Genomic DNA, 25,807 nt, shown 5'->3' with positions numbered 1-25,807 from the left:
CCACCTCTTTTTAATGACAATTGTCATATGTAAAGTCAATAAAAAAACGCCGTTAGTTTTCACTAACGGCGTTTTTCAAATTCAGAGAAATTAATTGATAAATTTAGTCTGTACTATGAGATAAATTCAAATTCAATTGTGAACGTACCATGTCCTCTTTATCTGAACGCGAGCCATTGCGCGCTGCTTCGAGTCGATCTAAATATTCTGGTGTCACATCGCCTGTAATATAAAAACCGTCAAAGCAAGAAGCTTCTATACTCTTCAATACGGGATTCGCATCTGAGATCGCTCGCTTCATGTCAGCCACATCTTGGTAGACCAAAGCATCGGCTGTAATTTCGCGACAAATCTCATCTTGTGAACGACCAAAGGCAATCAACTCACTGCGGGTTGGCATATCGATGCCGTACACATTCGGGAATTGTACTGGTGGCGCGGCTGAAGCAAAAATCACTTTACGCGCACCAGACTCACGTGCCATCTGTACGATTTCACGACTGGTTGTACCGCGCACAATAGAATCATCAACCAATAAAACGTTTTTGCCTTTAAATTCAGAAGCAATCGCATTCAATTTTTGGCGTACAGATTTTTTACGAATTGCCTGACCTGGCATCATGAACGTACGACCGATATAACGGTTTTTAATGAAGCCTTCACGGTAATCCAAATTCAAGCAATCTGCTAATTCCATCGCAGACGGGCGAGAAGAATCTGGGATCGGCATCACAACATCGATATCGCCTTGTCCAAACTGGCTACGAATTTTCTCTGCCAGATATTTGCCCATATTCAAACGGGTCTGATACACCGACGTACCATCAATAGTAGAATCTGGACGTGCTAAGTACACGTATTCAAATGCGCATGGATTCAAGCTAGGATTTTCTGCGCACTGTTCACTGTAAAGTTTGCCATCAAGATCAATAAAAATCGCTTCACCTGGCGCAACATCACGTTCGAATCTAAAGCCTGTACCTTCTAAAGCAACAGATTCACTTGCCAACATATATTCGACACCATTATCGGTCTGCGCAGAACCAAGACACAAAGGGCGAATACCGAATGGATCACGGAAAGCGAGCATACCGTGACCAGCAATCTGTGCAACCACCGCATAAGAACCGCGTACACGGCGATGCAACATCGCTACGGCACGGAACAGAGATACCGGATCTAAAGAGTAGCCGCTAACAACTTCTTGGATTTGATGCGCCAAGATATTCAACAAAACTTCAGAATCCGAATCTGTATTTAAATGACGGTAATCATTTTTGAACAATTCGATTTTTAATTCTGCGGCATTGGTCAAATTACCGTTATGCGCCAACACGATACCAAAAGGTGCGTTCACATAAAATGGTTGCGCCTCTTCTTCACTGGTAGAGCCAGCCGTTGGATAACGAACTTGGCCGATACCGATGTTACCTGGCAGCGAACGCATATTGCGGGTGCGGAACACGTCACGCACTAAACCATTCGCCTTGTGCATAGCAAACTTACTACCATGACTAGTGGCGATACCAGCAGCATCTTGACCACGATGCTGCAATAGCAGCAAAGCATCATAGATTAATTGATTAACAGGATTTTTTGATACGACGCCAACGATGCCACACATGGTGGACTCCTAAAAAAACAAAAATAAGAACGATTAAAACTTGATTAAAATCCGAACAAAATTCGAATAAAAATCCAACAAAAACTTTACAGTTTGACGTGTTGCGTCACTGAGCCAGGCAAAAAAGGCATCACAGTGCGCACAGCACTCACCGCAACGGGGCTTAGCAAAGCATCTTTCCAAAAACCTTGTTGTGGAATGGCAGTCATGCCACAAACCAAGACTATTGCCATCACAATCACACAACCACGTGCTAAGCCAAACAAGCCGCCCAAGCCACGGTCCGCTAAGCTCAAACCACTGGCCTTAATCATCGCATCAACTGCGCGCATCAACAACGCCATCAACAAGCGCACACCAATAAATAAGGCGAGGAAGGCAACGATCATCCGACTTAATTGACCCGGTATCAGATCTGACAACCAATTTGCCACTGTGGCACCAAATGCATTCGCCACCACCAAGGCGACGATCCAACTGATCAAGGACAAAATTTCTTTGATCAAACCGCGCAAAGTACTGATCACTACCGAACAAATAATAATAAACAAAACGATGTAATCAAATAAAGTCACAAATTTATCCGTAGGCTAGCTATTTATTGTCTGTGTTTAATTTGGTATCAAAGAGCCATTCAAACCGAGCTTCACCAACTTTGCGCGCATCTTTTCAGCTTCTGCTTTATTCGCAAATGGTCCAACACGAATTCTGCTCACCTCACCGTTTGTGGTGATGATCTTCTGCGTATACGAAGTGATATTCGCCGCTTTGAGCTTACTCTGTAATTCTTTTACTTTTGCAGCCGAATTGAGCGCAGCAACTTGCACCACAAAACTGCCATTAGCGCTATCTGGTTTATTCGCCTTCACTTCTGTTTTTGGTGGCTCATCCGGCAGAGTACGGCCTTCTAACAGAGCCAATGCGCGCGTGGCATCGTCTAATTTATCCTTTTTGATCTCGGTCTTGGATTCAACTTTGACCTCAGGTTTCTTCAAGGTTTCTTGTGTAACTTTGTTTGCTACAAGTGTTGAATTAGTAGCGACCGCCTTACTTGCAGCAACAAGCTCAGCCTTTTTATCTTGTAGCTTCTCAGCCACATGCGAAGTCGATTTTGCATTCGCATCCACGCTCACGATTGCACGTGCATCTTTCACTGCTGGGTCAGAAATTGGCGCGTTGACTGTTGGTGCTGTTGCAGTTGCAGGATTAGGTGAAGGCTTAAGTACTTCTTCTGATGGATCAATACCCTGATTTAAGTTCTTATTCACATCCGTCAATGGCGTTGTCGTTTGTGGTTGGGATTGCAGATCTTCTTTGGAAGGAATTTCTATCGCGATTTTAGGTGCTGATGTATTTGGCTCTGAATCAAATACCATGGGCAAGCCAATCACCGCAGCCAGTACCAGAGCAACGGCACCAATCAAGCGACGACGCGCACGCTTTTTTTCAGGCAAGGCCGCATCGTCTACGCTAGCTTTCCGGCTATTTCCTGGGCTAGCGCTCCGCTTGCCAGGCTTGTTCGCTTTGCTGCGCGAGGACGATTCGGCTGCTGCCAAAGATTCTTCTTCTGAGCGCGAACGAAACTCACCGCTAACATCGTCAGCGAATTCATTATCATTTTTGTTCTTATTATTTTGCTTAAATAGCGAGTCTAGGCTCATAGCAAATAGGTTTTCTTTGGTAGGTCGCTTAGGATTGAGCGTTTCTTCTAGCACGCATGACACCTGCAACTGTCAAAAACGAACCGAAGACCACTATTCTATCATTTTCCCCTGCTTTGCTCATCGCAAAAGCATAAGCTTCTTCGGGAGTGCTGAATTTTTGTAAGCTATGCTCTTTATCTTCAAGCACATTAGCAATCTGCAGCTCCTGCGCTAACTGCTCAGATGTTGCTGCGCGTGGCAATGGCAGATCGCAGACACACCAGTGATCGACCTTGCCTTTCATCTGCGCAATAACACCTGCAATGTCTTTATCCAGCATAGAACCAAACACCGCGTAGGTATAGGCATGAAAGCCCATATTATCGAGATTTTGAGCTAAAGTTGCAGCTGCATGCGGGTTGTGTGCGACATCTAAAACAACTGTTGGACGTCCGGGCAAGACTTGGAATCGCCCTGGCAAATCGACCATCACCAATCCCGTTCGCACTTCTTGCGCACCAACGGGTAATTCATGGCGTAAGGCTTCAAGTGCTGCCAATACAGCTGAGGCATTCAACAATTGATTCGCACCTCGCAGACTTGGGTAAGCTAAAGAATTACGCCTTTGTTCGCGGCCACCAAAGTTCCATTGTTGCTTGTCGCCGTTGTAGTTGAAATCGCGACCAAATAAACGCAAATCTGCACCAATTGACTCGGCGTGATCAATTAAGCTTTGCGGTGGTTGCGGATCGCTACAAATTGCCACTTTACCAGTCCGGAAAATTCCCGCTTTTTCAAAACCTATTTTTTCGCGTGTATCACCGAGGTAGTCAACATGATCAATATCCACACTCGTCACGATAGACACATCGGCATCAATCACGTTGACCGCATCTAAGCGCCCACCCAAACCTACTTCCAATATGACGACATCGAGCGGCGCATCGGCCAACAACTTACAAATAGCGAGTGTAGTGAATTCAAAATAAGTCAGCGAAATATCACCACGTGCCGCTTCTACTTGATCAAATACCTGCACAAAGATTTCATCGTTGACGGGAATACCATTGATACGTGCGCGTTCGTTGAAATCCAAGAAGTGCGGTTTGCTATATAAACCGACGCGATAACCTGCTTGCATCAAGATCGCCTCCAGCATCGCGCAAGTCGAACCTTTACCATTAGTACCAGCCACCATAATCACAGGGCAACCGTACTGAATGTCGAGCTTATTCTTGACGCGAGAAACCCGATCTAAGCCCATATCTATTTCTTTTGAATGGCGGGTTTCCAAAACAGACAACCATTCGAGCAAATTACTTGGTTTTACTGAAGCGTCAGAATTACTCATGGTGGTTATGCGAAAATAATCTAGAAGTAAATAAAAATGAAAAGAGCCTGAAGACTTTTGCCAAATCAGCAAATATCTTCAGGCTCTCAGAATGACATTGGAATTAAGAAACGGCTTCCACTGGTTGATTTTGCAAAAGTGCCATCAACCGGGCTAATTCTTCACGCATTTTGCGACGATCAACGATCATATCCACGGCGCCTTTTTGCACTAAAAATTCTGCGCGTTGAAAGCCTTCTGGAAGCTTTTCACGTACCGTGTTTTCAATTACGCGCGGCCCTGCAAAACCTATCAATGCTTTTGGCTCTGCGACCACGACGTCACCCATAAAAGCGAAAGAAGCGGACACGCCACCCATGGTTGGATCTGTTAAGACTGAAATGAACGGTAGTTTCTTCTCAGAGAGCTTGGTTAGCATTGCCGTGGTTTTAGCCATTTGCATCAAGGACAATAAGCCTTCTTGCATACGCGCACCACCTGTCGCTGTAAAGCAAATAAACGGCACTTTTTGTTCCAGCGCCGTTTGCACGCCACGTACAAAGCGCTCGCCAACGACTGAGCCCATAGAGCCGCCCATAAATCCAAATTCAAAGCAGGCTACGACGGCGGGTACGGACATAATTGATCCACCCATCACAACCAATGCATCAGTTTCATTGGTGCTGTCCATTGCATCTTTAAGACGTTCTGGATATTTTTTGCTATCTTTAAACTTCAAAGTATCCACAGGCAAAACTTCCTGCCCGATTTCATAACGACCACCAGTATCCAATAAGGCATCAAGACGTTCACGTGCGCTAATACGCAAATGATGATCGCACTTGGAACATACGTGGACATTGGCCTCTAAATCGGAACGGTATAAAACAGCTTCGCAAGATGGGCATTTGACCCATAAGCCTTCAGGCATGGAACGGCGGTTGGCCGTTTCGGAACGTTGAATACGTGGGGGAAGTAATTTTTCTAACCAACTCATAGCTCTCTCCTCATATCTATTTGATCAATTTACATTCATCAAACGGGGCGCACTCTTCTGGGAATGCTGCAATTGGCGCGTATTCTATTCTATTTCCGCGCCAATTGCGACTCAGGTAATTATTTGACAAGCATCAAGCGGTAGATTTCCGGGAATTTTTTAACGATTTAATTATCAAGAGCACTACGAATTCCCGTGATAAAGCTTTGTACTGCTGTGACTGCTTGCTCTCTCGGGGTATTTTCCAACTCTTGAATAATGCGAGAACCGATCACTACGGCATCCGATATCGAAGCAATTGCTTTCGCCGTCGCACCATCACGAATTCCGAATCCAACACCAACTGGCACACTCACATGCTTTTTGATGCGAGGAATCATGGCAGTGACAGCATCCAAATCCAAAGCACCGGAACCTGTCACGCCTTTTAGTGAAACGTAATACACATAGCCAGTGGCAATTTTCCCAACTTGCGCAATACGTTCATCGGTAGAAGTCGGTGCCAATAAGAAAATCGTATCCATGCCGTTTTTGTGCATATTTTCAGCGAAATATTCACATTCTTCAGGCGGGTAATCGACTACCAAGACACCATCAACACCAGCTTCTGAGGCTGCATGAATAAATTGCTCCTGCCCCATACGTTCTATGGGGTTGGCATAGCCCATTAATACAACGGGCGTGGTTTGATTATTACTGCGGAACTGCTTGACCATCTCCAATACATTGCGCAAGCCAACACCTTTAAGCAAAGCACGCTCAGAAGCACGTTGTATCACCGGCCCATCGGCCATAGGATCAGAAAATGGCACTCCGAGTTCGATGATATCGGCACCACCATCGACTAAGGCGTTCATCAAAGGTAAAGTTAATTCTGGATCAGGATCACCTGCGGTGATAAATGGGATCAGACCTTTTTTATTTTGTGCTGCTAAGGCAGCCAGACATGCTTGAATTCGGGACATAATTTTTACGCTCAATTTAGGCTAAGAATAGTGGAACTACAGAGCGACGCTGACCGCACCTTAAAAAACTCTGTGCATTCAGCGTCTCTGCGGCTATGTTGATTATGCTCAGTAGAACTTCAGCCCTGCTCGTTCTGCAACGGTATGCATATCCTTATCGCCACGCCCAGACAAATTCGCCAACACGATCTTATCTTTAGACATAGTTGCAGCTAATTTTGCCGCGTAGGCTAAAGCATGACTTGATTCCAATGCAGGAATAATTCCTTCAATACGACAACAATCGTGGAAAGCTTTGAGCGCTTCTTCATCCGTAATTGTCGCGTATTGCGCGCGGCCAGAATCTTTGAGCCAGGCATGTTCGGGGCCAACACCTGGGTAATCCAAACCAGCTGACACCGAATGCGTCTCGATGACCTGTCCATTTTCATCTTGCATCAAATAAGTGCGATTACCATGCAATACGCCCGGAGATCCTGCCGTCAAGGAGGCCGAGTGCTTGCCTGTTTCCAAGCCTTCACCTGCCGCTTCAACACCGATCAACTGTACATCTTTCAGATCGATGTAGGGATAAAAAATCCCCATCGCATTCGAGCCACCACCAACGCACGCGGTCACCACGTCGGGCTGACGTCCCGCTACTTCTGGCATCTGCCATAAGCATTCTTCCCCGATAACGGATTGAAAATCACGCACCATCATAGGGTAAGGATGCGGACCAGCGACCGTGCCGATAATATAGAAAGTATTGTCGACATTCGCGACCCAATCGCGCATTGCTTCGTTTAAGGCATCTTTCAAAGTCTTAGAGCCAGATTCAACTGGCACCACAGTCGCTCCCAAGAGCTTCATACGATACACATTTTGCGCCTGACGTTTTACGTCTTCAGAACCCATGTACACCACGCATTCCAAACCAAATCGCGCGCAAATAGTTGCAGTCGCTACGCCATGTTGACCTGCACCGGTTTCTGCAATCACACGTGGCTTACCCATGCGTTTAGCCAACAAGGCTTGACCAATCACGTTATTAATTTTGTGCGCACCAGTGTGATTCAGATCTTCGCGCTTAAAGTAAATCTGCGCGCCACCCATGATTTCGGACCAGCGTTTTGCGTGATAGATAGGTGATGGACGACCGACGAAATGTTTGAGCTCATAGCGAAACTCCTCTAAGAATTCCGGGTCATGCTGGTATTTAGCGTAAGCATCCTTCAACTCATTCAAAGCATGGGTCAAAGTTTCTGAAACAAAGGTTCCGCCATACATACCAAAGTGCCCTTTGGCATCGGGGAAATTATAGGTGGCGGAATGATAAATCGCTGCTGGCGCTTGAGCGCCTACTGGTTGACGCTCGAAATGAGCGTCAAGAGGAGATAATTCTTTCATGAGAATTCCTTGGAAAACTAATTTTGATTGTCTGGCATGCTATCGGCCAAGCGCACTGCTTGCAAAAACGCTTGTACCTTCGCCGCATCCTTCACGCCTTTTGACAGCTCGACACCACTACTGATGTCCACTGCAAACGGCCGTACACCCACGACTGCGTCAGTCGCGTTTTGTACGCTCAAGCCACCACTTAAAACGACCCGAGGCGCGAGTTCTTTTGGGATGAGAGACCAATCAAAAACCTTTCCACTACCACCGAAACTATCTACGAAAGTGTCAAGCAACAGTCCCTGAAACAAAGGACTAGCCACTTTATATTCTGCCTCGCATTCTAACAAATCTGCCGCGCTTGTGTCAGGTTTTACCCGAAAAGCACGGATAAAAGGCCGGTTCACGGCACTCGCCAAGCGATGACACTCTTGTGCCGATTCATCGCCGTGAAATTGCAATAATTGTATAGGTGCTAGCTTGATGACGGCTTGCAGCTCTTCAAGACCGGTATTCACAAACAAACCCACCGAGGTCACGAATGGCGGCATTGCGGCAATCAAGGGAGCCGCAGCTTCAGGCGTCAGGTAACGCGGACTTGGTGGATAAAATACAAAACCGAGTGCGTCAGCGCCAGCATCGACCACGGCGCGCAAATCTTCTATTCGCGTAATTCCACAAATTTTTGTTCGAGTTTTTTTTGAAAAAGACATAAAATAAATACATCAAAAGTGAAATAGTTTAACGAAAGAACTAAGGCTATCCTTGGGATACTAACCGAATGCACTGAAAACGATGGACGGCAATTGCAATTAACAAATCATTATCACCATAATTCTATCAAGGCCCTACGTGCAAAGAGATTCTCATATGGACATTCAAGTAAAACCTGTAAATCATTTCAAGTTTACTCGTTCGATATTGATTGGAATGCTAACAGCCTCCTGCTACACATTTGCATACCAGACAAACCACCCGTCACAACCCTCACAAAAACGCCAACAACAAATGGAAGAAGGCCAGCGTCTGTTAAATCAGTACCAATCCAACAAAAATAGTTTAATCGGCATAGGGAATCTATTTTCGAGCAACGTCGAAACCATCATCGCCATCCAAGCGAAAGGCTTACCAATCACCGCAAAAAATGTTGAAAGCATACGCAACTTACTTGCATCGAACAGTAAGAAAGAAGAAAAAATCGCCTTATTACGCCTGTTGGGAATCTTATACACTTACGACAATAAAAGTAATACCAACCACCTGATCGTGCAAGACTTGCGCCACCATATCAAATCAAACGACAAAGACATTTGCTTAGCAGCACTTTTGACTTTTTCCCGACTAGGCTATTTTAGCGACTCAGTGGAAGTCTTAAAGCATGCTTACGACAAAAAAATATTAGGTGAAAATGGTTACCTAGGAGAAATCGCACATTTATTGCCATTTGCGCCAACGACTGATCAACACAAATTATTGGCGATTCTAAGCACTGGCAACAACAGCTATGCAAACGAAGTTTTGATATCTAGCTTTACCCAAACTTCTAGGATCAAAAAACTCGATCCCAGCATAAAGAAAGCCTTACGATTGCACTTCGAAAAAAACCAACCCAATTTTCCTCTGGCAATCGGAGAATATAGCGTCATTGATTCATTTCGCTACAGTAATTGGCTGCAGTCGAGCACCATGCTGAAAATCGACATGACCGGAAAAACTTATCAAGAATTAATTTTCAAACACTTAAACAATCCTGATTTAGATCCACGTAAAATTATCGCTTTTCTGAGTACGACTGAAGGCAAGTATCTGATTGATCATCTACAGAATGCCAAACAAAAGGAGGACCTCAAAGCACTCAATGAACGTGCACAACTGTATTCAAAACAGTCGCCTCAAAATACGATTATGCGTGATCTTGTACAGCAAATCACGTTTAATATGGAATCGTCGGTCAGATAAAATTGCAATAGAGTTCGATGCTCACATGCTCATCAATAGTAGCAAAAAAAGAGGCGGCACAATCACAATGCCGCCTCCCTTAAAACTCAAATCACACTTATTTACTAAGCGACTTTCTTAGCATCAAAAAACTGTTCATCCTCAGTAGAACCATGCAAAGCAGTCGTTGAAGACTGACCTTGTTGAATTACCTGAGTCACAGCATCAAAGTAGCCAGTACCAACTTCACGTTGGTGTTTCACCGCAGTAAAGCCCTTCTCTGCTGCTGCGAATTCTGCTTCTTGCAATTCGACGAAGGCGGACATCTGACGACGTGCATAGCCGTGTGCCAAGTTGAACATGCCGTAGTTCAATGCATGGAAACCTGCCAAGGTGATGAATTGGAATTTGTAACCCATAGCACCCAATTCTTTTTGGAATTTTGCAATCGTTGCGTCGTCCAAATTCTTTTTCCAGTTGAAGCTTGGTGAACAGTTGTAGGCCAACAATTTACCTGGAAATTTGGCGTGAATCGCATCGGCAAATGCTTTTGCGAAAGCCAAATCTGGCTTACCTGTTTCGCACCAGATCATATCGGCATATTCTGCATAAGCTAAACCACGAGAGATCGATTGTTGCAAACCTGGATGCGTTTTGTAGAAGCCTTCAACCGTGCGCTCGCCCGTCAAGAATGGCTTGTCGTTGTCGTCGATATCAGACGTGATCAAATCCGCTGCTTCAGCATCTGTACGTGCCAACAAGACGGTATGCGTGCCCATGACGTCGGCAGCCAAACGTGCAGCGTTCAATTTTTCTACGGCTTCACGAGTTGGGACTAAAACTTTGCCACCCATGTGACCGCATTTTTTGACTGACGCCAATTGATCTTCGAAATGAACGCCGGATGCGCCCGCTTCGATCATAGCTTTCATCAATTCAAATGCGTTCAAGACACCACCGAAACCAGCTTCTGCGTCAGCAACAATCGGCGCGAAAAAATCAACATCGCCAGAGCCCTCTGACCATTGAATTTGATCTGCGCGGGTCAAAGTATTATTGATGCGCTTAACGACCAATGGTACCGAGTTTGCAGGATACAAGGATTGATCTGGATACATCTCACCAGCCACGTTTGCATCGCCTGCGACTTGCCAGCCTGAGAGGTAGATCGCTTTCAAACCCGCTTTCACCTGTTGCATCGCTTGATTACCAGTCAAAGCGCCGAGAGCATTTACGAATGGTTCGTTGTTGACCAAGTCCCACAATTTCAATGCGCCCGTTTTAGCGATGGTGTGTTCAACTTGCAAAGAGCCACGTAAACGCACCACGTCTTCTGCGGTGTAGTTGCGTTTGATCCCTGTCCAACGTGGATTGGTATCCCAATCCTTTTGAATTTCTGCAATTTGCTGTTCGCGAGTGAGTTTCTGCGTCATGGTAGTTCTCCTGTTGTGATTGCTGCGGTTTTTAAATCAATGCTTAAAAAAAGTGTTCGTCCTTGAGATCTATAGTAGGACAAACCTTGCAGCGCAACAATGTCTTATATAAGACATAGGAGAAATATTTTTTACTTACAAATCAACTAGATACGATTTACATTTCATGATACGAAACAACTTTCCTCAAAATGAAATTATTTTATGGTGCAGCACATTATAAGATTTCACGATGTGGAAAGTACATTTCACAATGCAGAATAATCCGAATTAAAATCTACTTTTTTAAAATTAACCAAATAAAATCAACGTAAGCTAAAATATTCAAATAAGCTTTCAGACATACCATCGCCAATTACTTGATGCACACGATTTGCCAATGGTGAGTCTGCCTTGGTATCAAAAATAAATAGGCGATACACATCCGCTAAAGTAAATGCTGCAGGATTCATAATTAATATCCAACGCTCTGCGCCCGTATCATGCTTTCGCCACCACGAACGTTTTTGTAGCGGAACATCAGAAGCCAACCTGGCAACCCATCCCACTTCCAACATCTTCTCGAGCAATCCCTCAATTTCATCAACGCCAAATCGGGTCTGACGTCGAATCTGCAAAACATCAATAGCCGCATCCGCATCCGAATTGCGGGCAGACACCATGATTCTCAAAATGGACATCGCATCCTCAAAAGCACTGCCAGCTTTAGGCACATGCCACCACCGCTCAAATTTCACCACGGGCAAAGAGGCGGCAATCACAGCGCCAAACAAGGTAATTAACCAAGACAAATAAATCCAGATTAAAAAAATCGGAACTGCAGCTAACGCGCCGTAGATCACTGTATACGTCGGGAATTGTTTAATGAAGATGGCAAACAGGCGTTTTGCGATCTCGAATGCAACTGCTGCTACCACCCCGCCCCATGCCGCATCACGCCAATCAACCGGACGGTTAGGCACAGTCAGATACAACAAGGTATAAGCAATGGTTGTAAAAGCAACCGAAACCGAGGTGTAAAAAATCGTTCCGACCAAAGGCACAGACTTCATCAATCCATTCGTGGCAGTGAATAAATTTGAAGTAGCACTCATGGAGATACCGATTAGAAGTGGCCCCAATGTAACAATTGCCCAATAAACCACAATACGTTGGACCAAGGGGCGTGAACGCTTCACTTGCCATATTTGATTAAAAGTCTTATCAATCATCGCCATTGTTGCGACCGCCGTCACCATCAATACCACGCCACCGACCGCAGATAACCGAGTGGCTTTAGTCGCAAACTGGGTTAAATACCCCATAACCGTCGTTGATATCTGCTTAGGCATCAGACTTTGCGTAAAGTAAGCCTCTAGTGATGCCTTAAAATCAGTAAATAGTGGGAAGGCCGTTAGAATTGCAAGACCGATCGTTAAAATGGGAACGAGAGCTAATACCGTTGTAAATGTGAGGCTTCCAGCCACTTGCGGCAAACGAACTTCTCGCAAACGACGATTCGCAAATTGAAATAAGTTCTTTATTTGAGGCCACGTTAATCCACGCATTGATGCAATTTCCTTTTTTTAGTGTGCCAAACAATCTTGTTAGAGCACTTTCAAACATTTTACTTAGCTGACGCAAATTTGTCTTAAATACAAAGGTGAACTGATAGCTTCGCATTACTCTCAGAACAAAGCTTTCAATCACAAACCATACATTCGCTTTTTACGACATTTAAGATAAGGTATCATGTCGTATCCTCTGTGACATCTCGCTCGCTTCTGAGGCAATCGGTCCATGCCAAATTGCGCAAGCTGAAAACCGTAAAGCTCAAGTTCCAATTTCATCTATAAACAAATATTCATACTCTCATTTTGAAATCACCTTCTAAAACAGCCGTTTTCACGATCGTTTCTTTGAACTATGGCGCATTTGCTAAGACGCTTATGAAGTCATTACTGGAGACACATCCAGATTGGGATAGGTTTGTTGGACTTGCCGATCGCTGCGATGATACACAGGGATTCAGTCAAAACCTATTTGAGCCTGTTTTGGTTGAGTCTCTACCGCTTCCTGACATGCGTGCATTCCTATTTCGTTATGGAATCATGGAGCTCAACACCGCTATAAAGCCCTATATGTTTTCGCACCTACGAAAACTAGGATACGAACGGATTGTCTATATTGATCCGGACATTCTTGTACTTGATCGCCTAGTTGATGTAGAAAAATTGCTTGACGATGGCGCGGCAGCTGTCGTTACACCACATTTAACAGCACCGCTAAACGATCATTATTCCCCGACCGAATTAGACATTATGCGAGCGGGTGCCTTTAACTTAGGTTTTCTTGCTATTGGCAACCAAATCGAATCAGATGCTTTTATAAAGTGGTGGGAAGAAAAACTAGAACATGGCGCTGTTTCTGATCCATCGAAAGGTCTATTCACAGATCAGAAATGGGTGGATTTAGCGCCTGGCATGTTCGGAAAATTCGCAATCTTGCGTGACCCTGGATACAACGTTGCATATTGGAATCTTGCACATCGCTCAGTGAAAAAAATAAATAACGTTTTCCGAGTCAACGATCACACCTTACGCTTCTTTCATTTCAGCGGCTTTGATCCAATCAATCCTAAACCGTTTTCAAAACATCAGGATCGATATACGCTTGAAACAATAGGTGACGCCAAGTTACTTGCACTCATCTATGCCGACAAAGTCAAAGAAAATGGACTCATTGAGTTCAGAAAATGTGCCTACACTTTTGGAAAATTCAGTGATGGAACGCCGATCCCAAATGCACTTCGATATCTTTATCGCGAAGACGAAGATATCAGATTTCAAGCAGGTGAAAATCCATTTGACAGTGCCGACTTTTTTATGCATGACGATGCGGATAGGCTCCCAGTAATCTTACGTGCGGTGTGGTTGGAACACAAACATCTGCAAAAGGCGTTTCCTTATCCGCTGGGGGCAAGTCGTCTCCCGTTTTATCATTGGTTTGTAGAAAACGGCGCTGTTGAGATCGGCATCCCTGAGATCTTTGTCGACCCAATTAGATCTGCGCTCGATGAGTACGTAACTAGCAATCAAACAACCAATCCTACGATCAATTTTAAACCGTCCATTTGGGCGAGAGGCTTAGTTTTCTTGCACAAGAAAGCAACTGGCGGGCGCATCGGCCACGCAAGAATCAGTCAGTACCAACAAATCAATAATCCATTTGACTTCATCCGACTTGGCTTCACGCAATTTCGTGCGTCACGTTGGGCTGCTCGGATTGGTATCGGACAAAACACCTCGGCAAAAATCGATCCGCTACAGGCTATCCAAGTTGAATCAGGTTTAACATCAACAAAAAATAAATTCCGCACTTACGCTCCGAAACAAAAATTTTCTGGCATTTATTTTGAAGCTGGCCAAAGTGCGTGGTGGATGGGAAAACAAGCACGTTTCAAGCTTGCAGAAACACAATCGACAAAACTACGATTACGTGGAATACATCATCCAGAGTTATGCAGGCTCACGTCTGGCACGAATGAGTTAATCATCAGCGTTGGATTTGATCGGATGCCAAAACAAGAGATAAGATTAACTGAAACCCAAATAGATCTTGAAATTGATTTACTGCATTTACCTACCACATGGCCAGCTACGTTTTCTATTACGCCGTCTGTGTATTTTAAACCCAGCAATTTAGGTGTAAATGATGATACGCGTGAGCTATCTATACAAATCAGCGAATTGAAAATTGGTGAACAAGTATTATTTAACCCTAGCTTATTTGAAACAGAAGATACGATCAGCAAAGAAATGCTTGGCATCAACCTCATCGGATACGCGCGCTCAGAACACGGTGTCGGTCAATCATTACGGCAATTTGCGAATGCAGTAACTGCCGCAAAAATTCCTTTTGTTGTTATTGACTTTAACCGAAATAATCTAAGCAGAACACAAGATGAGAGTGTCGCAAAACAACTGGCGACTGATGTAACTCATGACATCAATGTTTTCCATATCAATGCTGATCAAATGCCCGAAGCGGAAATGCAGTTACCTAGCCATTTCTTTAGTCGTTATAATATTGGCTTTTGGCATTGGGAACTCCCCGAAATGCTTGCCGAGCATCGTGCTGGATTTAATCAACTTAATGAAGTTTGGGTGCCAACTGGCTTCGTACAGGAAGCGATTGCAAAACACTCGCCGATACCAGTTATTCGGATGCCGCACGCAATTGAATTTACCATTTCTGAGAGTGCTAATCGCGCGAAATTTGGTTTACCAGAAAATACATTTCTATTCCTAATGATGTATGACTTTTCTTCTTATCAAGAACGAAAAAACCCTCAAGCTGCACTTGATGCGTTTAACTTAGCCTTTGCTGGCGACAACGACAGAGTCAAGTTGGTAATCAAAACTCAAAATGCTCATCACCATGCTGAGGATATGAATTTACTCAAGGAGAAGCTTGCTGGTCGCAACGATATCATTTGGATTAATGAAACACTGACGAGACAAGAAGTATATGATCTTCAATCCGTCTGCGACTCATTAGTTTCTTTACATCGCTCAGAGGGCTATGGACTTGGCCCCGCTGAAGCAATGTTCCTTGGGAAGCCAGTGATTGCAACGAATTGGTCAGGCAACACCGAGTTCATGCGTCAAGATAACTCCTTGCCTGTCAATTATGCACTAGTGCAGATCCAAAAAGACGTCGGCGTATATAAAGCAGGACAAACTTGGGCTGAGCCAGATATTACCCATGCAGCTGAGCTGATGAAACGACTGGTCGATGATCCCGCTCTCTACACAAAGATTTCAACCGCAGCTAGTAATACGATGCGAAACGAGTTCAGCCCAACAATAATTGGCGAGAGAATCCATCAAAGACTGAAATTCATTCGAGAGCAGATGTTATAAGCGAACATTGATTTCAATTCAGAAAGCATAACTAGTGATGATCAATACAACGATACCCATTTTGGTACTCTACTACTCACGCCATGGCAGCACACGCCAATTAGCACAACTAATTGCACAAGGAATTGATAGTGTAATTGGATGCGAGGCTAGAGTAAGAACAGTACCTGCGGTCTCTACAGTTATCGAAGCCACTGAATCACCGATTCCCGCAGATGGTGCTCCCTACGTAGAATTAAGTGATTTTAAAGAGTGTGCTGGCCTAGCACTTGGCTCGCCAACTCGCTTTGGCAATATGGCATCGGCCATGAAATATTTTTGGGATGGCACCGCTGCAGATTGGGTATCAGGCACGTTATGTGGTAAGCCAGCTTGTGTATTCACTTCGACGGGTAGTCTTCACGGTGGCCAAGAATCAACTTTGCTATCCATGATGCTACCGCTAATGCATCATGGCATGTTGATTTTAGGCTTGCCTTATACATTGCCAGAATTGATGACCACAAAATCTGGTGGCAGCCCGTACGGTGCAAGCCATTGGTCGGGGTTAGACGGCAAATTACCGATTACTGAAGATACTCGCACTCTTGCCATTGCTCTTGGCAAACGTTTAGCCGAGACCGCTCTACAACTACAAAAAATATGAATACGCATCAAACTTTGTTTTATCGTCTTGCCTCTAGCAGCTTAATCTGCTTAATTTTGCTTTGTCTTGCATGGGAAATGTGGCTAGCGCCCTACAAACCTGGCGGTTCTATTTGGGTAATTAAAGTTTTGCCATTATTATTCCCTTTGCGTGGAATATTGCAAAAAAATATTTATACGATGCAATGGTCGTCAATGTTCATTATGTTTTATTTCATCGAAGGCGTGGTGCGTGCGATGAGTGATGCCGATGGCATGTCACGGGCACTTGCTGGTGTTGAGATTGTACTAAGCGTGGTATTTTTTCTGAGCACCATTTACTACGTAAGACCATTTAAAAAAATCGCCAAGGCTGCTAAGAAACAAGCTGAAGCAGAGAGCAAACAAAGCCATTCAACTCAGTAGATCCAACTAGCAAATCAACACATGCAAAACTTTCTGAATCTCTGCAAATCGACAATTGGTGAAGAATTTGTTTTAATCGATGTTGAACAACAAGCACCCTATTTACAAGACTGGCGTCAACGTGCAAGCGGCAAAGCCTTAGCGATTTTAAGACCGGCGAACACTACACAAGTCGCTCAACTGGTGCGTCTGTGTGCAGAGTATCGGGTACCAATTGTGCCTCAAGGCGGCAATACAGGACTGGTAATCGGCAGCATTCCAGATCTCTCTGGTAACGCAGTCGTGATGTCGCTACAACGCCTCAATTCCATACGTCAGATCGATATCGCCAATAGCACTATGACGGTGGATGCTGGCTGTTTGCTGCAAAACATACAAACTGCAGCTGATCAAGTCGATATGCTATTCCCACTTTCGCTTGCATCGGAAGGTAGTTGCAGCATCGGCGGCAATCTATCGACCAATGCTGGCGGCACTGCTGTTCTACGCTATGGCAACACACGTGACTTATGTCTAGGATTGGAAGTCGTCACCGCAACAGGTGAAATTTGGAATGGCTTACGCGGTTTACGCAAAGACAACACTGGCTATGACCTACGTGATTTGTACATAGGTGCAGAAGGAACTTTGGGCATCATCACTGGTGCGGTACTAAAACTTTTTCCCAAACCACGTAATTTCGGTACTGCCTTCATTAGTCTCCATAGTATTCATCATGCGGTGAGTCTGTTAACGTTAGCCAAACAGCACTGTCACGCCAACCTGACAGGATTCGAACTCATCAATCGTTTAAGTTTGGAATTAGTTCATCGACACTTTCCGCAATACCAAAGAATTTTTTCTGAACCAAGCAATTTCTATGTGTTGCTAGAACTATCTGGCTACGATCAAGAAGATAGTACACATCAACAGCTAGAACAATTAATTACGGCGGCGATTGAAGCCGATCTCATCGTCGATGCGATCATCGCGACTTCTATTGCACAAGCAAAAAACTGCTGGGCATTGCGCGAATCAATTTCATCTGCACAAGCAAAAGAAGGCAAGAATATCAAACACGATATTTCACTACCCATTTCAGTGATTGCTCATTTTGTTGATGATGCCAGCAGCAGTCTAGAGCAATCATTTGCTGGCTGTCGCATGGTCACTTTTGGCCACCTGGGAGATGGCAATTTGCATTTCAATGTTTCGCCGCCAATTGACAATCAAGATGATGACTTTTTACATCATCAAGCAGAAATCAATCGCATCGTTCACGACAAAACAGACCAATACAAGGGTTCGATCTCCGCTGAACATGGCATCGGCACACTCAAAAAGCAAGAATTACGACGTTATAAGTCTCCAGTTGAATTGCAACTCATGCGCACCATCAAGCAGGCGCTCGATCCAAATAACATCATGAATCCGGGGAAAATTTTATAGGAGCGTATATGAAATTCTTAGTCACTGTTTTGACCTTACTTTTGCAATCAACAATCGTTCTAGCCGATACTCCAGCATTTAAATGCCAAGAAAATGGTAAAACAATATTCAGCCAACATCCGTGTAAAACTGGAATATCAACTGCGATAGAGATCAAAACAATTGCGCCTTCAGCGGAAGATCAGATCGCAGCACAAAAAGCGCACAAGCAAAGAATGTCGGCGATTGGAAAATTAGAAAAAACTCGAGAACGTGACGACGCAAAACATGAAGCAATCAATCGCAGACTCGCCAACAAAGCCGCTGCGGCAAGAAAACGTTGCGAAGCGCAACAATTGCAAACCAAGTGGGCAAAAGAAGATTTAAAAAATACGCAGCCCAAAGGCGAAATGAAGGCACAACAAAAACTCAAACGAGCACAAGAACGTGCTGACTTGGTCTGCAAAGATACCTAGAAAGTACAAGCCATGCAAACTCAAGCACTGCATCGGCAAGCAAAGGCGCTCTCTTAAATCGAATGGCAATACTTACATAAGCGATTAAACGCCAATCCCGACAGCAAAAAAAATGGATTATCAACAAAAGTTAATAATCCATTTTGAGAATCCATTTGGTGCGTCGGGAGGGGTTCGAACCCCCGACCCATGCCTTAGAAGGGCATTGCTCTATCCAACTGAGCTACCGACGCACACGTATTTTTAGTCGTTCAAGACTACGATAACGAGCTAAAAATCAGAAGGCTGAATATTACAGTGTATCGCTGCTAACATCAAGAATGATTCCCCTAAAATAGAGAATTTAGCTGATGCAATTAGCTAAGCGACGTGCCATTTTATTCGCCATTTCCGCATCAGATGTTTCCACCATCACGCGAATTAGGGGTTCGGTTCCTGATGCACGTATCAATACACGTCCCTGCCCTGCCAATTCTTTTTCTACTTGTGCTTTTTCTGTTACCAACGCGGCGTTGCTCTGCCAATCAAATCCTGGCGTCACACGCACATTAATTAACACCTGAGGAAACAATGTGAGGCTTTCAAAACATTGGTCTAAAGATTTTCCATTACGCTTCAATGCAGATAACACTTGTAATGCAGAGACGATACCGTCACCTGTGGTATGTTTATCTAAACAGAGTAAATGTCCCGACCCTTCGCCACCCAGCAGCCAACCTTGCTGTTGCATTTGCTCCAAGACATAACGATCACCAACTTTGGCACGAATAAAACCAACGCCTAACTCTTTGAACGCGAGCTCCACCGCCATATTGGTCATCAAAGTGCCAACTGCACCAGCAACCGGACCGATCGCCATACGATCTAAAACCATCAAATAAAGAAGTTGGTCACCGTCGTAAATTTTGCCGTTTTTATCGACCATCACAAGACGATCTGCATCACCATCTAGGGCAATACCTAAATCAGCATGATTTGCGCGTACAGCTAATGCTAAAGCCTCTGGCGCTGTCGCACCAACTGCATCATTAATATTAAAACCATTCGGATTATTTCCAATCGAAATAACCTCTGCCCCTAACTCATGAAATACATGCGGCGCAATATCATAGGCAGCACCATGCGCACAATCGACAACTATTTTTAAACCACGTAAATCTAGCTCACTTGGATAAGTGCTCTTGCAAAATTCGATATAACGGCCATTCGCGTCATCTAAACGTTTTGCTTTACCTAATTTATCTGAACTCACACACTGCATGTCACGATCAAGCTCGGCCTCTATCGCCTGTTCAATATCATCTGGCAGTTTCGTGCCTTGGGCAGAGAAAAATTTGATGCCATTATCGTCATAAGGATTATGCGAAGCAGAAATCACCACACCCGCAGACAAACGCAAGGCGCGTGTCAGATACGCGATCGCCGGGGTTGGCATGGGGCCGGATAACATAATGTCGACGCCAGCTGCCGCGAATCCAGTCTCAAGAGCCGCTTCGAGCATGTAACCAGAAACTCGTGTGTCCTTACCTATCAACACAGTCGGACGGGCGTGACTTGCCGTGTCTAATTTTGCTAACACTTTACCGGCCGCATAACCTAGACGCATCACAAAATCTGGGGTGATGGGGCTAACGCCAACTTTGCCACGAATGCCATCGGTACCAAAATATTGTCGAGACATGTTTTTCCTTTCTTATTTTTTTATTGATATTTGAATTTTGAATTGATTTCGCTTACATCACTTTACTGGTATTGACTGCCTGCCAAACACGTATCGCATCAACGGTTTCTGCGACATCATGTACACGTAGAATCCGTGCCCCTTGCGCCATTGCGGCGAGCGCTGCGGCGAGACTGCCGGCCATACGGCGCTCTACTGGTTTCCCTGTAAGACTGCCTATCATGGTCTTGCGTGAAATACCCGCCAATACTGGCAAACCTAATTCTTCTTGCATCAAGTCGATGTTTTGCAAAAGCTCAATATTGTGTTCCAAGGTTTTCCCAAAACCAAATCCCGGATCAATACTTAAGCGATTTTTCTCAACGCCTGCGACCACTAATTGATCACAACGCTCGCGCAAAAAAGCGATGACTTCTTGAGTCACATTTTGGTATCTTGGTTGCTCTTGCATGGTCTCCGGTGACTTTTGCATGTGCATCACGCATAAGCCGACATCGCTATCCGCCACCACCGCACGTGCTTCTGCGGAATCAAAACCTCGAATGTCGTTAATCATATCGGCGCCAGCGATAATCGCTTCACGCATTACTTCGGGCTTATAAGTATCTATCGAAATTGGTTTGCCACAATCGCGCAGAGCATAGATCAATGGGATCACGCGCTTTAATTCTTCATCCAAGGGCAAAGGTGTAGCACCTGGGCGACTTGATTCACCACCAATATCGATAATATCAACGCCATCTTCAATCATCTGTTCCGCATGGGTTATCGCGTGATCTAAAGATTGAAATTTTCCGCCATCAGAAAACGAATCAGGGGTGACATTGAGAATTCCCATCACCAGTGGTTTGAATACCGTTTTCAGACCATTGGTGCTCGCCATTTTCATTGGGAAACGATATCTTCCACATTCAAAATACGTTGTCAGCATCATCATGTCATTAAGCGATCGCTCTAAAAATGAAGGGTGAGGATTTCTCCTCACCCCCGTAAATCAATTTAATTTTTTAAAAATTAAGCTGGTGCTGTTGCATTTGGTGTCACGCCGCCAGGTGGCGTATCTGAAGAAGATTTAGGCGCAGCTGTGAATGACTTCGGTGGATGAGGTTCAACGCCGTTCATGATGTCATTAATCTGCTCAGCATCAATAGTTTCCCATTCGAGCAATGCTTTGGTCATCGCTTCCACCTTGTCACGATTATCCTCTAACAATTGACGGGAAATCGCGTATTGCGCGTCTAAAATCGCGCGAATTTCCGCATCGACTTTTTGTTGCGTTGCTTCAGAAATCGTTTTGGAAGAGCCGCCGAAATAACCGCTTTCCTGACTATCTTCGTACACCATCACGCCCAAGGTATCGGACATACCAAAACGCGTCACCATCGCACGTGCTAATTTCGTCGCACGAGAGAAATCGTTAGAAGCACCAGTCGACATTTGACCGACGAAAATTTCTTCTGCAATACGACCGCCAAACAAGATCGCGATTTCTTCCAACATCTTATCTTTGTAACCGCTGATCTGGTCGTGTTCTGGCAATTGCCAGGTCAAACCAAGTGCATTACCACGCGGCATGATCGTGACTTTATGAACTGGATCCGCTTTCGGCAATAACTTAGCGACTACAGCATGACCAGACTCGTGATAAGCCGTGTTACGACGTTCATCTTCACGCATGACCATGGATTTGCGTTCAGGTCCCATGTAGATCTTATCTTTTGCATCTTCAAAATCTTGCATCTCCACCAAACGCTTGTTACGACGAGCCGCAAACAATGCAGATTCATTGACCAAATTGGCCAAGTCAGCACCGGAGAAACCTGGCGTACCACGAGCCAAAATATCGGCGCGAACATCTGGTGCGATAGGTACTTTGCGCATGTGCACATTAAGAATTTGCTCGCGTCCACGAATATCGGGCAAGCTGACGGTCACCTGACGATCAAAACGACCTGGACGCAACAAAGCTTTATCCAACACGTCGGCACGGTTAGTTGCCGCCACCACGATCACGCCAGAATTTGGTTCAAAACCATCCATCTCCACCAGCATCTGATTCAAAGTCTGTTCACGCTCATCATTACCACCGCCCATACCAGCGCCACGATGACGACCAACGGCATCGATCTCATCGATAAAAATAATACATGGAGAATGTTTTTTTGCATTGTCGAACATGTCGCGCACACGAGAGGCGCCCACACCGACAAACATTTCCACAAAATCAGAACCAGAGATCGTGAAGAACGGTACTTTTGCTTCACCGGCAATCGCACGCGCCAGCAAAGTTTTACCTGTACCTGGAGGACCTACCATCAAAACGCCTCGCGGAATACGTCCACCGAGTTTTTGGAATTTGCTTGGATCTTTCAAGAAGTCAACAACTTCGCTAACTTCTTCTTTGGCCTCGTCGCATCCAGCCACGTCCGCAAAAGTCACATGATTATTGGTTTCATCAAGCATACGCGCTTTAGACTTACCAAATGAAAATGCACCACCTTTACCGCCGCCTTGCATTTGACGCATGAAGAATATCCACACACCGATCAACAACAACATTGGCCCGTATGAAATCAAAATCTGGCCGAGCAATGAAGGTTCTTCTGGCGGTTTGCTATCAAACTTAATGCCATTATCAACCAAGTCCTTCGCCAAGCCCTTATCGAAAATTGTCAGTTGAGATTTGATTTTTTTATCATCGATAGTCGTCGCGACAACCGTGCGATTACTATCATCAATCACCGCTTCTTTAATACGCTTTGCACGCACTTCATCCAAGAATTGAGAATAAGGAATCGTCACTGCATTCGCAGCTAAATTTTTACTATCAAATTTATTGAACACCATAAAGAGCACTAAGAGGACAGCGCCCCACATTGCAATTTTGGTTAACATTGAATTATTCACAAAAACTCCTCAGGTGCGTAATTTGCACAAAAAGTCGCGGGTAAAATGACGCGCGAAAAAACTGGCACTGGTAAATGATTATTCTACTCGCATTGAATACAGCTTGCTGGACAAGATATGCTGCCACAATTGACAATTATCAAGAGTAAAACAGGCGAAATTTAGATTTATTTCACTTATTTCTCACTTACTTCTCATTTACTTATTATTCAGGTCGGGTGTTTTAAGCCTTTTCCTAACAAAAATATCTCAGATGACTTGTCTTTACTAGCTTTTGGCTTTTTATTCGCAACCGTAGTAAATTCATTTTTGAACAACGTCACCAAGGTATTATAGCTAGTCCCGTGAAAACATTTCACCAGCAAAGCACCATTCGGCTTTAAATGCGCCTTAGCAAATTCAACTGCCAATTCAATAATGTATTCAACCCGCGCACCATCTACGGTGGCATTACCAGACAAGTTGGGTGCCATATCCGACAAAACAACATCGACTTTTTTGCCATGTAGCTTAGCTTCTAGCTGAGATAAAACCTCTTCTTCGCGAAAATCGCCCTGAATAAAATTGACGTCGGCGATTGGCTCCATCTCCAGCAAATCGAGTGCATAGATTTCGCCGAGAATGCCGCCGCCCTCTTTACCAGCCAATTTATTCCGGACATATTGCGACCAACTACCCGGTGTCGCGCCCAAATCGACGATAATCTGACCGGATTTGATCAATTTTTCGGTTTCATCGATTTCTTTGAGCTTATAAACAGCCCTTGAGCGATAGCCCTCTTTTTGTGCTAATTTCACATAAGGATCATTAATATGATCGTGAACCCAATTTTGATTGAATTTATTCTTGGCCATTGGCGTAAAATACTGCTTTTAAAGGAATTTATATGTCAAACGACGCATCAACTGCAAAAATCAAACCAAAATCAAAACTCACACCAGCTGAACGTAGTGAATTACGTGCTGAAGCGCATGGTCTCAAACCTATCGTTATCATCGGTGAAGCTGGACTCACACCGGCAGTAAAGAAAGAAATTGATGCCAGCCTGAATTCTCACGGATTAATCAAGGTTCGCGTCTTTGGTGATGATCGTGAAGCACGCGTGGCAATGTACGACACAATTTGCGAAGAACTCGATGCCGAACCAGTTCAACACATCGGCAAATTATTAGTGATCTATCGTCCAAAAATCGACGGCATTAAAGAAACAAAATTTGTAAAACGTGGCAAAGGTTTGCGTGAAGTGACTATTGTGAAGCCTAGCGCAAGTGGCACGAAAAAACCATCTGTTTCTAAAGTTTTAGTCAAAGGCAATGAACGTGTAACCCAAGGTGGCACGATCAAACGTGCTAAACCACGTCAATCCAGCGTCAAGAAAACTGGCAGAGACTAAGTTCAACCTCTTTGGCTAGTAGCTAATATCAACTAGCACATCAGTTAGTATCGTTATTATCAAAGAGGGGCGCAAACTTGCGCCCCATTTTTTAGTACTAATTTACCCTCGCGACTTCACAGTGTTTTTTTGCGAAACTTACGCCTGCAAAGTTCACGTCAAAGTTTAGATGTACAAGACATCCAAAATTTCATACTCACGGACACCAGCTGGTGCTTGCACGCCAACAACATCACCTGCGTATTTACCAATTAAGGCACGCGCGATTGGTGAAGTAATCGACACTTTATTCAATTTCAAATCGGCTTCGTCTTCACCGACGATTTGATACTGAACTTTTTGTCCATTTTCTAAATCTTCTAGTTGCACAGTCGCAGCAAACACTACGCGCCCTTCTGCATCCAATTCAGTAGGATCGATAATTTGTGCCGCGCTCAATTTGCCATCAAGCTCAGCGATACGACCTTCAATAAAACTTTGACGCTCTTTGGCTGCGTCATATTCTGCATTCTCAGACAAATCACCTTGTGCGCGTGCTTCTGCAATCGCGTTGATCACTTCTGGACGTTCTTTGGTCTTTAATTTGTGCAATTCTTGCTTGATCAATTCTGCACCAAATTTAGTCAGGGGTACTGTACTCATAGCTATCTACAATATTCACGTAAAAAATTAGGAAAAAAAA

The 25,807-nt window shown here is 44.4% G+C and carries 22 protein-coding genes and 1 tRNA gene; 7 read left to right on the top strand and 16 right to left on the bottom strand.

Annotation, left to right across the window (positions count from 1 at the left end; all coding sequences use genetic code 11):
- Window positions 1–103 precede the first annotated feature (103 nt).
- The 8 genes from purF to H8K33_RS02900 all read right to left on the bottom strand — a co-directional run bounded on the left by purF (window position 104) and on the right by H8K33_RS02900 (window position 8,649).
- Window positions 104–1,624, bottom strand: coding sequence for an amidophosphoribosyltransferase (gene purF / locus H8K33_RS02935; RefSeq protein WP_186889465.1), 1,521 nt, complete (start codon window positions 1,622–1,624; stop codon window positions 104–106).
- A gap of 86 nt (window positions 1,625–1,710) precedes the next feature.
- Entirely contained in the window at window positions 1,711–2,199 is a 489-nt protein-coding gene (locus H8K33_RS02930) for a CvpA family protein (RefSeq protein ID WP_186889464.1), read from the bottom strand.
- A 36-nt stretch (window positions 2,200–2,235) separates the two neighbouring features.
- Window positions 2,236–3,339 (bottom strand): SPOR domain-containing protein, encoded by a 1,104-nt coding sequence (locus tag H8K33_RS02925; protein ID WP_222613254.1) that lies wholly within the window; start codon window positions 3,337–3,339, stop codon window positions 2,236–2,238.
- On the bottom strand, window positions 3,314–4,618 hold the full coding sequence (gene folC / locus H8K33_RS02920) for a bifunctional tetrahydrofolate synthase/dihydrofolate synthase (RefSeq protein ID WP_186889462.1): 1,305 nt from the start codon (window positions 4,616–4,618) through the stop codon (window positions 3,314–3,316). The genes H8K33_RS02925 and folC overlap by 26 nt, the downstream gene beginning before the upstream one ends.
- A gap of 103 nt (window positions 4,619–4,721) precedes the next feature.
- The gene (gene accD, locus H8K33_RS02915; protein WP_186889461.1) at window positions 4,722–5,594 is read right to left on the bottom strand and encodes an acetyl-CoA carboxylase, carboxyltransferase subunit beta; all 873 of its coding nucleotides are present in this window, start codon (window positions 5,592–5,594) and stop codon (window positions 4,722–4,724) included.
- 167 nt (window positions 5,595–5,761) lie between these two features.
- On the bottom strand, window positions 5,762–6,559 hold the full coding sequence (trpA, locus tag H8K33_RS02910; protein WP_186889460.1) for a tryptophan synthase subunit alpha: 798 nt from the start codon (window positions 6,557–6,559) through the stop codon (window positions 5,762–5,764).
- Window positions 6,560–6,667: 108 nt separating this feature from the next.
- Window positions 6,668–7,948 (bottom strand): tryptophan synthase subunit beta, encoded by a 1,281-nt coding sequence (trpB, locus tag H8K33_RS02905; RefSeq protein ID WP_186889459.1) that lies wholly within the window; start codon window positions 7,946–7,948, stop codon window positions 6,668–6,670.
- A gap of 17 nt (window positions 7,949–7,965) precedes the next feature.
- Window positions 7,966–8,649, bottom strand: coding sequence for a phosphoribosylanthranilate isomerase (locus H8K33_RS02900; RefSeq protein ID WP_186889458.1), 684 nt, complete (start codon window positions 8,647–8,649; stop codon window positions 7,966–7,968).
- Window positions 8,650–8,944: 295 nt separating this feature from the next.
- On the opposite strand from H8K33_RS02900, the gene H8K33_RS02895 reads away from it, so the two are divergent.
- Complete coding sequence (locus H8K33_RS02895; protein WP_222613253.1) at window positions 8,945–9,895, top strand: hypothetical protein; 951 nt, start codon at window positions 8,945–8,947, stop codon at window positions 9,893–9,895.
- A 104-nt stretch (window positions 9,896–9,999) separates the two neighbouring features.
- Here the strand turns inward: H8K33_RS02895 and aceA are convergent, their stop codons facing one another.
- Together aceA and H8K33_RS02885 are read right to left on the bottom strand one after the other, a co-directional pair.
- Window positions 10,000–11,307 (bottom strand): isocitrate lyase, encoded by a 1,308-nt coding sequence (gene aceA, locus H8K33_RS02890; protein ID WP_186889456.1) that lies wholly within the window; start codon window positions 11,305–11,307, stop codon window positions 10,000–10,002.
- 305 nt (window positions 11,308–11,612) lie between these two features.
- Window positions 11,613–12,854, bottom strand: a complete 1,242-nt coding sequence (locus H8K33_RS02885) for a YihY family inner membrane protein (RefSeq protein WP_186889455.1) — start codon at window positions 12,852–12,854, stop codon at window positions 11,613–11,615.
- Window positions 12,855–13,235: 381 nt separating this feature from the next.
- On the opposite strand from H8K33_RS02885, the gene H8K33_RS02880 reads away from it, so the two are divergent.
- The 5 genes from H8K33_RS02880 to H8K33_RS02860 are packed head-to-tail and all read left to right on the top strand — an operon-like array spanning window position 13,236 to window position 19,144.
- Window positions 13,236–16,211: a glycosyltransferase gene (locus H8K33_RS02880; protein ID WP_222613252.1), complete on the top strand. Its 2,976-nt coding sequence runs from the start codon at window positions 13,236–13,238 to the stop codon at window positions 16,209–16,211.
- Window positions 16,212–16,248: 37 nt separating this feature from the next.
- Window positions 16,249–16,857, top strand: a complete 609-nt coding sequence (wrbA, locus tag H8K33_RS02875; protein WP_186889453.1) for an NAD(P)H:quinone oxidoreductase — start codon at window positions 16,249–16,251, stop codon at window positions 16,855–16,857.
- On the top strand, window positions 16,854–17,261 hold the full coding sequence (locus H8K33_RS02870) for a DUF2069 domain-containing protein (protein ID WP_186889452.1): 408 nt from the start codon (window positions 16,854–16,856) through the stop codon (window positions 17,259–17,261). Before wrbA ends, H8K33_RS02870 begins: the two co-directional genes overlap by 4 nt.
- Before the next feature lie 21 nt (window positions 17,262–17,282).
- Complete coding sequence (locus H8K33_RS02865) at window positions 17,283–18,689, top strand: FAD-binding oxidoreductase (protein ID WP_186889451.1); 1,407 nt, start codon at window positions 17,283–17,285, stop codon at window positions 18,687–18,689.
- A gap of 8 nt (window positions 18,690–18,697) precedes the next feature.
- Window positions 18,698–19,144 carry a hypothetical protein gene (locus H8K33_RS02860; RefSeq protein ID WP_186889450.1) on the top strand — a complete coding sequence of 149 codons (447 nt, stop codon included), beginning with the start codon at window positions 18,698–18,700 and terminating at the stop codon, window positions 19,142–19,144.
- Between the two features lie 156 nt (window positions 19,145–19,300).
- Here H8K33_RS02860 and H8K33_RS02855 read toward each other — a convergent pair.
- From H8K33_RS02855 to H8K33_RS02835, 5 genes are all read right to left on the bottom strand, one after another.
- Window positions 19,301–19,377: transfer RNA gene (locus tag H8K33_RS02855), tRNA-Arg, on the bottom strand.
- Between the two features lie 110 nt (window positions 19,378–19,487).
- Window positions 19,488–20,825, bottom strand: a complete 1,338-nt coding sequence (gene glmM, locus H8K33_RS02850; protein WP_186889449.1) for a phosphoglucosamine mutase — start codon at window positions 20,823–20,825, stop codon at window positions 19,488–19,490.
- Window positions 20,826–20,877: 52 nt separating this feature from the next.
- On the bottom strand, window positions 20,878–21,756 hold the full coding sequence (gene folP, locus H8K33_RS02845; protein ID WP_186889448.1) for a dihydropteroate synthase: 879 nt from the start codon (window positions 21,754–21,756) through the stop codon (window positions 20,878–20,880).
- An 83-nt stretch (window positions 21,757–21,839) separates the two neighbouring features.
- Entirely contained in the window at window positions 21,840–23,720 is a 1,881-nt protein-coding gene (gene ftsH / locus H8K33_RS02840; RefSeq protein WP_186889759.1) for an ATP-dependent zinc metalloprotease FtsH, read from the bottom strand.
- Window positions 23,721–23,941: 221 nt separating this feature from the next.
- The gene (locus H8K33_RS02835) at window positions 23,942–24,586 is read right to left on the bottom strand and encodes an RlmE family RNA methyltransferase (RefSeq protein ID WP_186889447.1); all 645 of its coding nucleotides are present in this window, start codon (window positions 24,584–24,586) and stop codon (window positions 23,942–23,944) included.
- A gap of 32 nt (window positions 24,587–24,618) precedes the next feature.
- Between H8K33_RS02835 and H8K33_RS02830 the strand changes: the two genes are divergently transcribed.
- A complete protein-coding gene (locus tag H8K33_RS02830; RefSeq protein ID WP_186889446.1) occupies window positions 24,619–25,125 on the top strand; it encodes a YhbY family RNA-binding protein in 507 nt (168 codons plus the stop codon).
- A gap of 165 nt (window positions 25,126–25,290) precedes the next feature.
- Here the strand turns inward: H8K33_RS02830 and greA are convergent, their stop codons facing one another.
- Window positions 25,291–25,767, bottom strand: a complete 477-nt coding sequence (gene greA, locus H8K33_RS02825) for a transcription elongation factor GreA (RefSeq protein ID WP_186889445.1) — start codon at window positions 25,765–25,767, stop codon at window positions 25,291–25,293.
- Between the last annotated feature and the right edge of the window lie 40 nt (window positions 25,768–25,807).

Origin of the sequence: Affinundibacterium amnicola (genome assembly GCF_014284275.1) — a bacterium.
Classification (GTDB): domain Bacteria; phylum Pseudomonadota; class Gammaproteobacteria; order Burkholderiales; family Burkholderiaceae_D; genus Undibacterium; species Undibacterium amnicola.
Note: the sequence above shows the minus strand (reverse complement) of the source record. Positions and strands in the feature narration are given on the sequence as shown.

Bases quoted from the DNA above. Each gene is read 5' to 3' on its own strand.
- purF (WP_186889465.1), bottom strand. From the start codon at position 1,624: ATGTGTGGCATCGTTGGCGTCGTATCAAAAAATCCTGTTAATCAATTA.
- folC (WP_186889462.1), bottom strand. From the start codon at position 4,618: ATGAGTAATTCTGACGCTTCAGTAAAACCAAGTAATTTGCTCGAATGG.
- accD (WP_186889461.1), bottom strand. From the start codon at position 5,594: ATGAGTTGGTTAGAAAAATTACTTCCCCCACGTATTCAACGTTCCGAA.
- trpA (WP_186889460.1), bottom strand. From the start codon at position 6,559: ATGTCCCGAATTCAAGCATGTCTGGCTGCCTTAGCAGCACAAAATAAA.
- trpB (WP_186889459.1), bottom strand. From the start codon at position 7,948: ATGAAAGAATTATCTCCTCTTGACGCTCATTTCGAGCGTCAACCAGTA.
- H8K33_RS02900 (WP_186889458.1), bottom strand. From the start codon at position 8,649: ATGTCTTTTTCAAAAAAAACTCGAACAAAAATTTGTGGAATTACGCGA.
- H8K33_RS02895 (WP_222613253.1), top strand. From the start codon at position 8,945: ATGGAAGAAGGCCAGCGTCTGTTAAATCAGTACCAATCCAACAAAAAT.
- aceA (WP_186889456.1), bottom strand. From the start codon at position 11,307: ATGACGCAGAAACTCACTCGCGAACAGCAAATTGCAGAAATTCAAAAG.
- H8K33_RS02885 (WP_186889455.1), bottom strand. From the start codon at position 12,854: ATGCGTGGATTAACGTGGCCTCAAATAAAGAACTTATTTCAATTTGCG.
- H8K33_RS02880 (WP_222613252.1), top strand. From the start codon at position 13,236: ATGAAGTCATTACTGGAGACACATCCAGATTGGGATAGGTTTGTTGGA.
- wrbA (WP_186889453.1), top strand. From the start codon at position 16,249: ATGATCAATACAACGATACCCATTTTGGTACTCTACTACTCACGCCAT.
- H8K33_RS02870 (WP_186889452.1), top strand. From the start codon at position 16,854: ATGAATACGCATCAAACTTTGTTTTATCGTCTTGCCTCTAGCAGCTTA.
- H8K33_RS02865 (WP_186889451.1), top strand. From the start codon at position 17,283: ATGCAAAACTTTCTGAATCTCTGCAAATCGACAATTGGTGAAGAATTT.
- H8K33_RS02860 (WP_186889450.1), top strand. From the start codon at position 18,698: ATGAAATTCTTAGTCACTGTTTTGACCTTACTTTTGCAATCAACAATC.
- glmM (WP_186889449.1), bottom strand. From the start codon at position 20,825: ATGTCTCGACAATATTTTGGTACCGATGGCATTCGTGGCAAAGTTGGC.
- folP (WP_186889448.1), bottom strand. From the start codon at position 21,756: ATGCTGACAACGTATTTTGAATGTGGAAGATATCGTTTCCCAATGAAA.
- ftsH (WP_186889759.1), bottom strand. From the start codon at position 23,720: ATGTTAACCAAAATTGCAATGTGGGGCGCTGTCCTCTTAGTGCTCTTT.
- H8K33_RS02835 (WP_186889447.1), bottom strand. From the start codon at position 24,586: ATGGCCAAGAATAAATTCAATCAAAATTGGGTTCACGATCATATTAAT.
- H8K33_RS02830 (WP_186889446.1), top strand. From the start codon at position 24,619: ATGTCAAACGACGCATCAACTGCAAAAATCAAACCAAAATCAAAACTC.
- greA (WP_186889445.1), bottom strand. From the start codon at position 25,767: ATGAGTACAGTACCCCTGACTAAATTTGGTGCAGAATTGATCAAGCAA.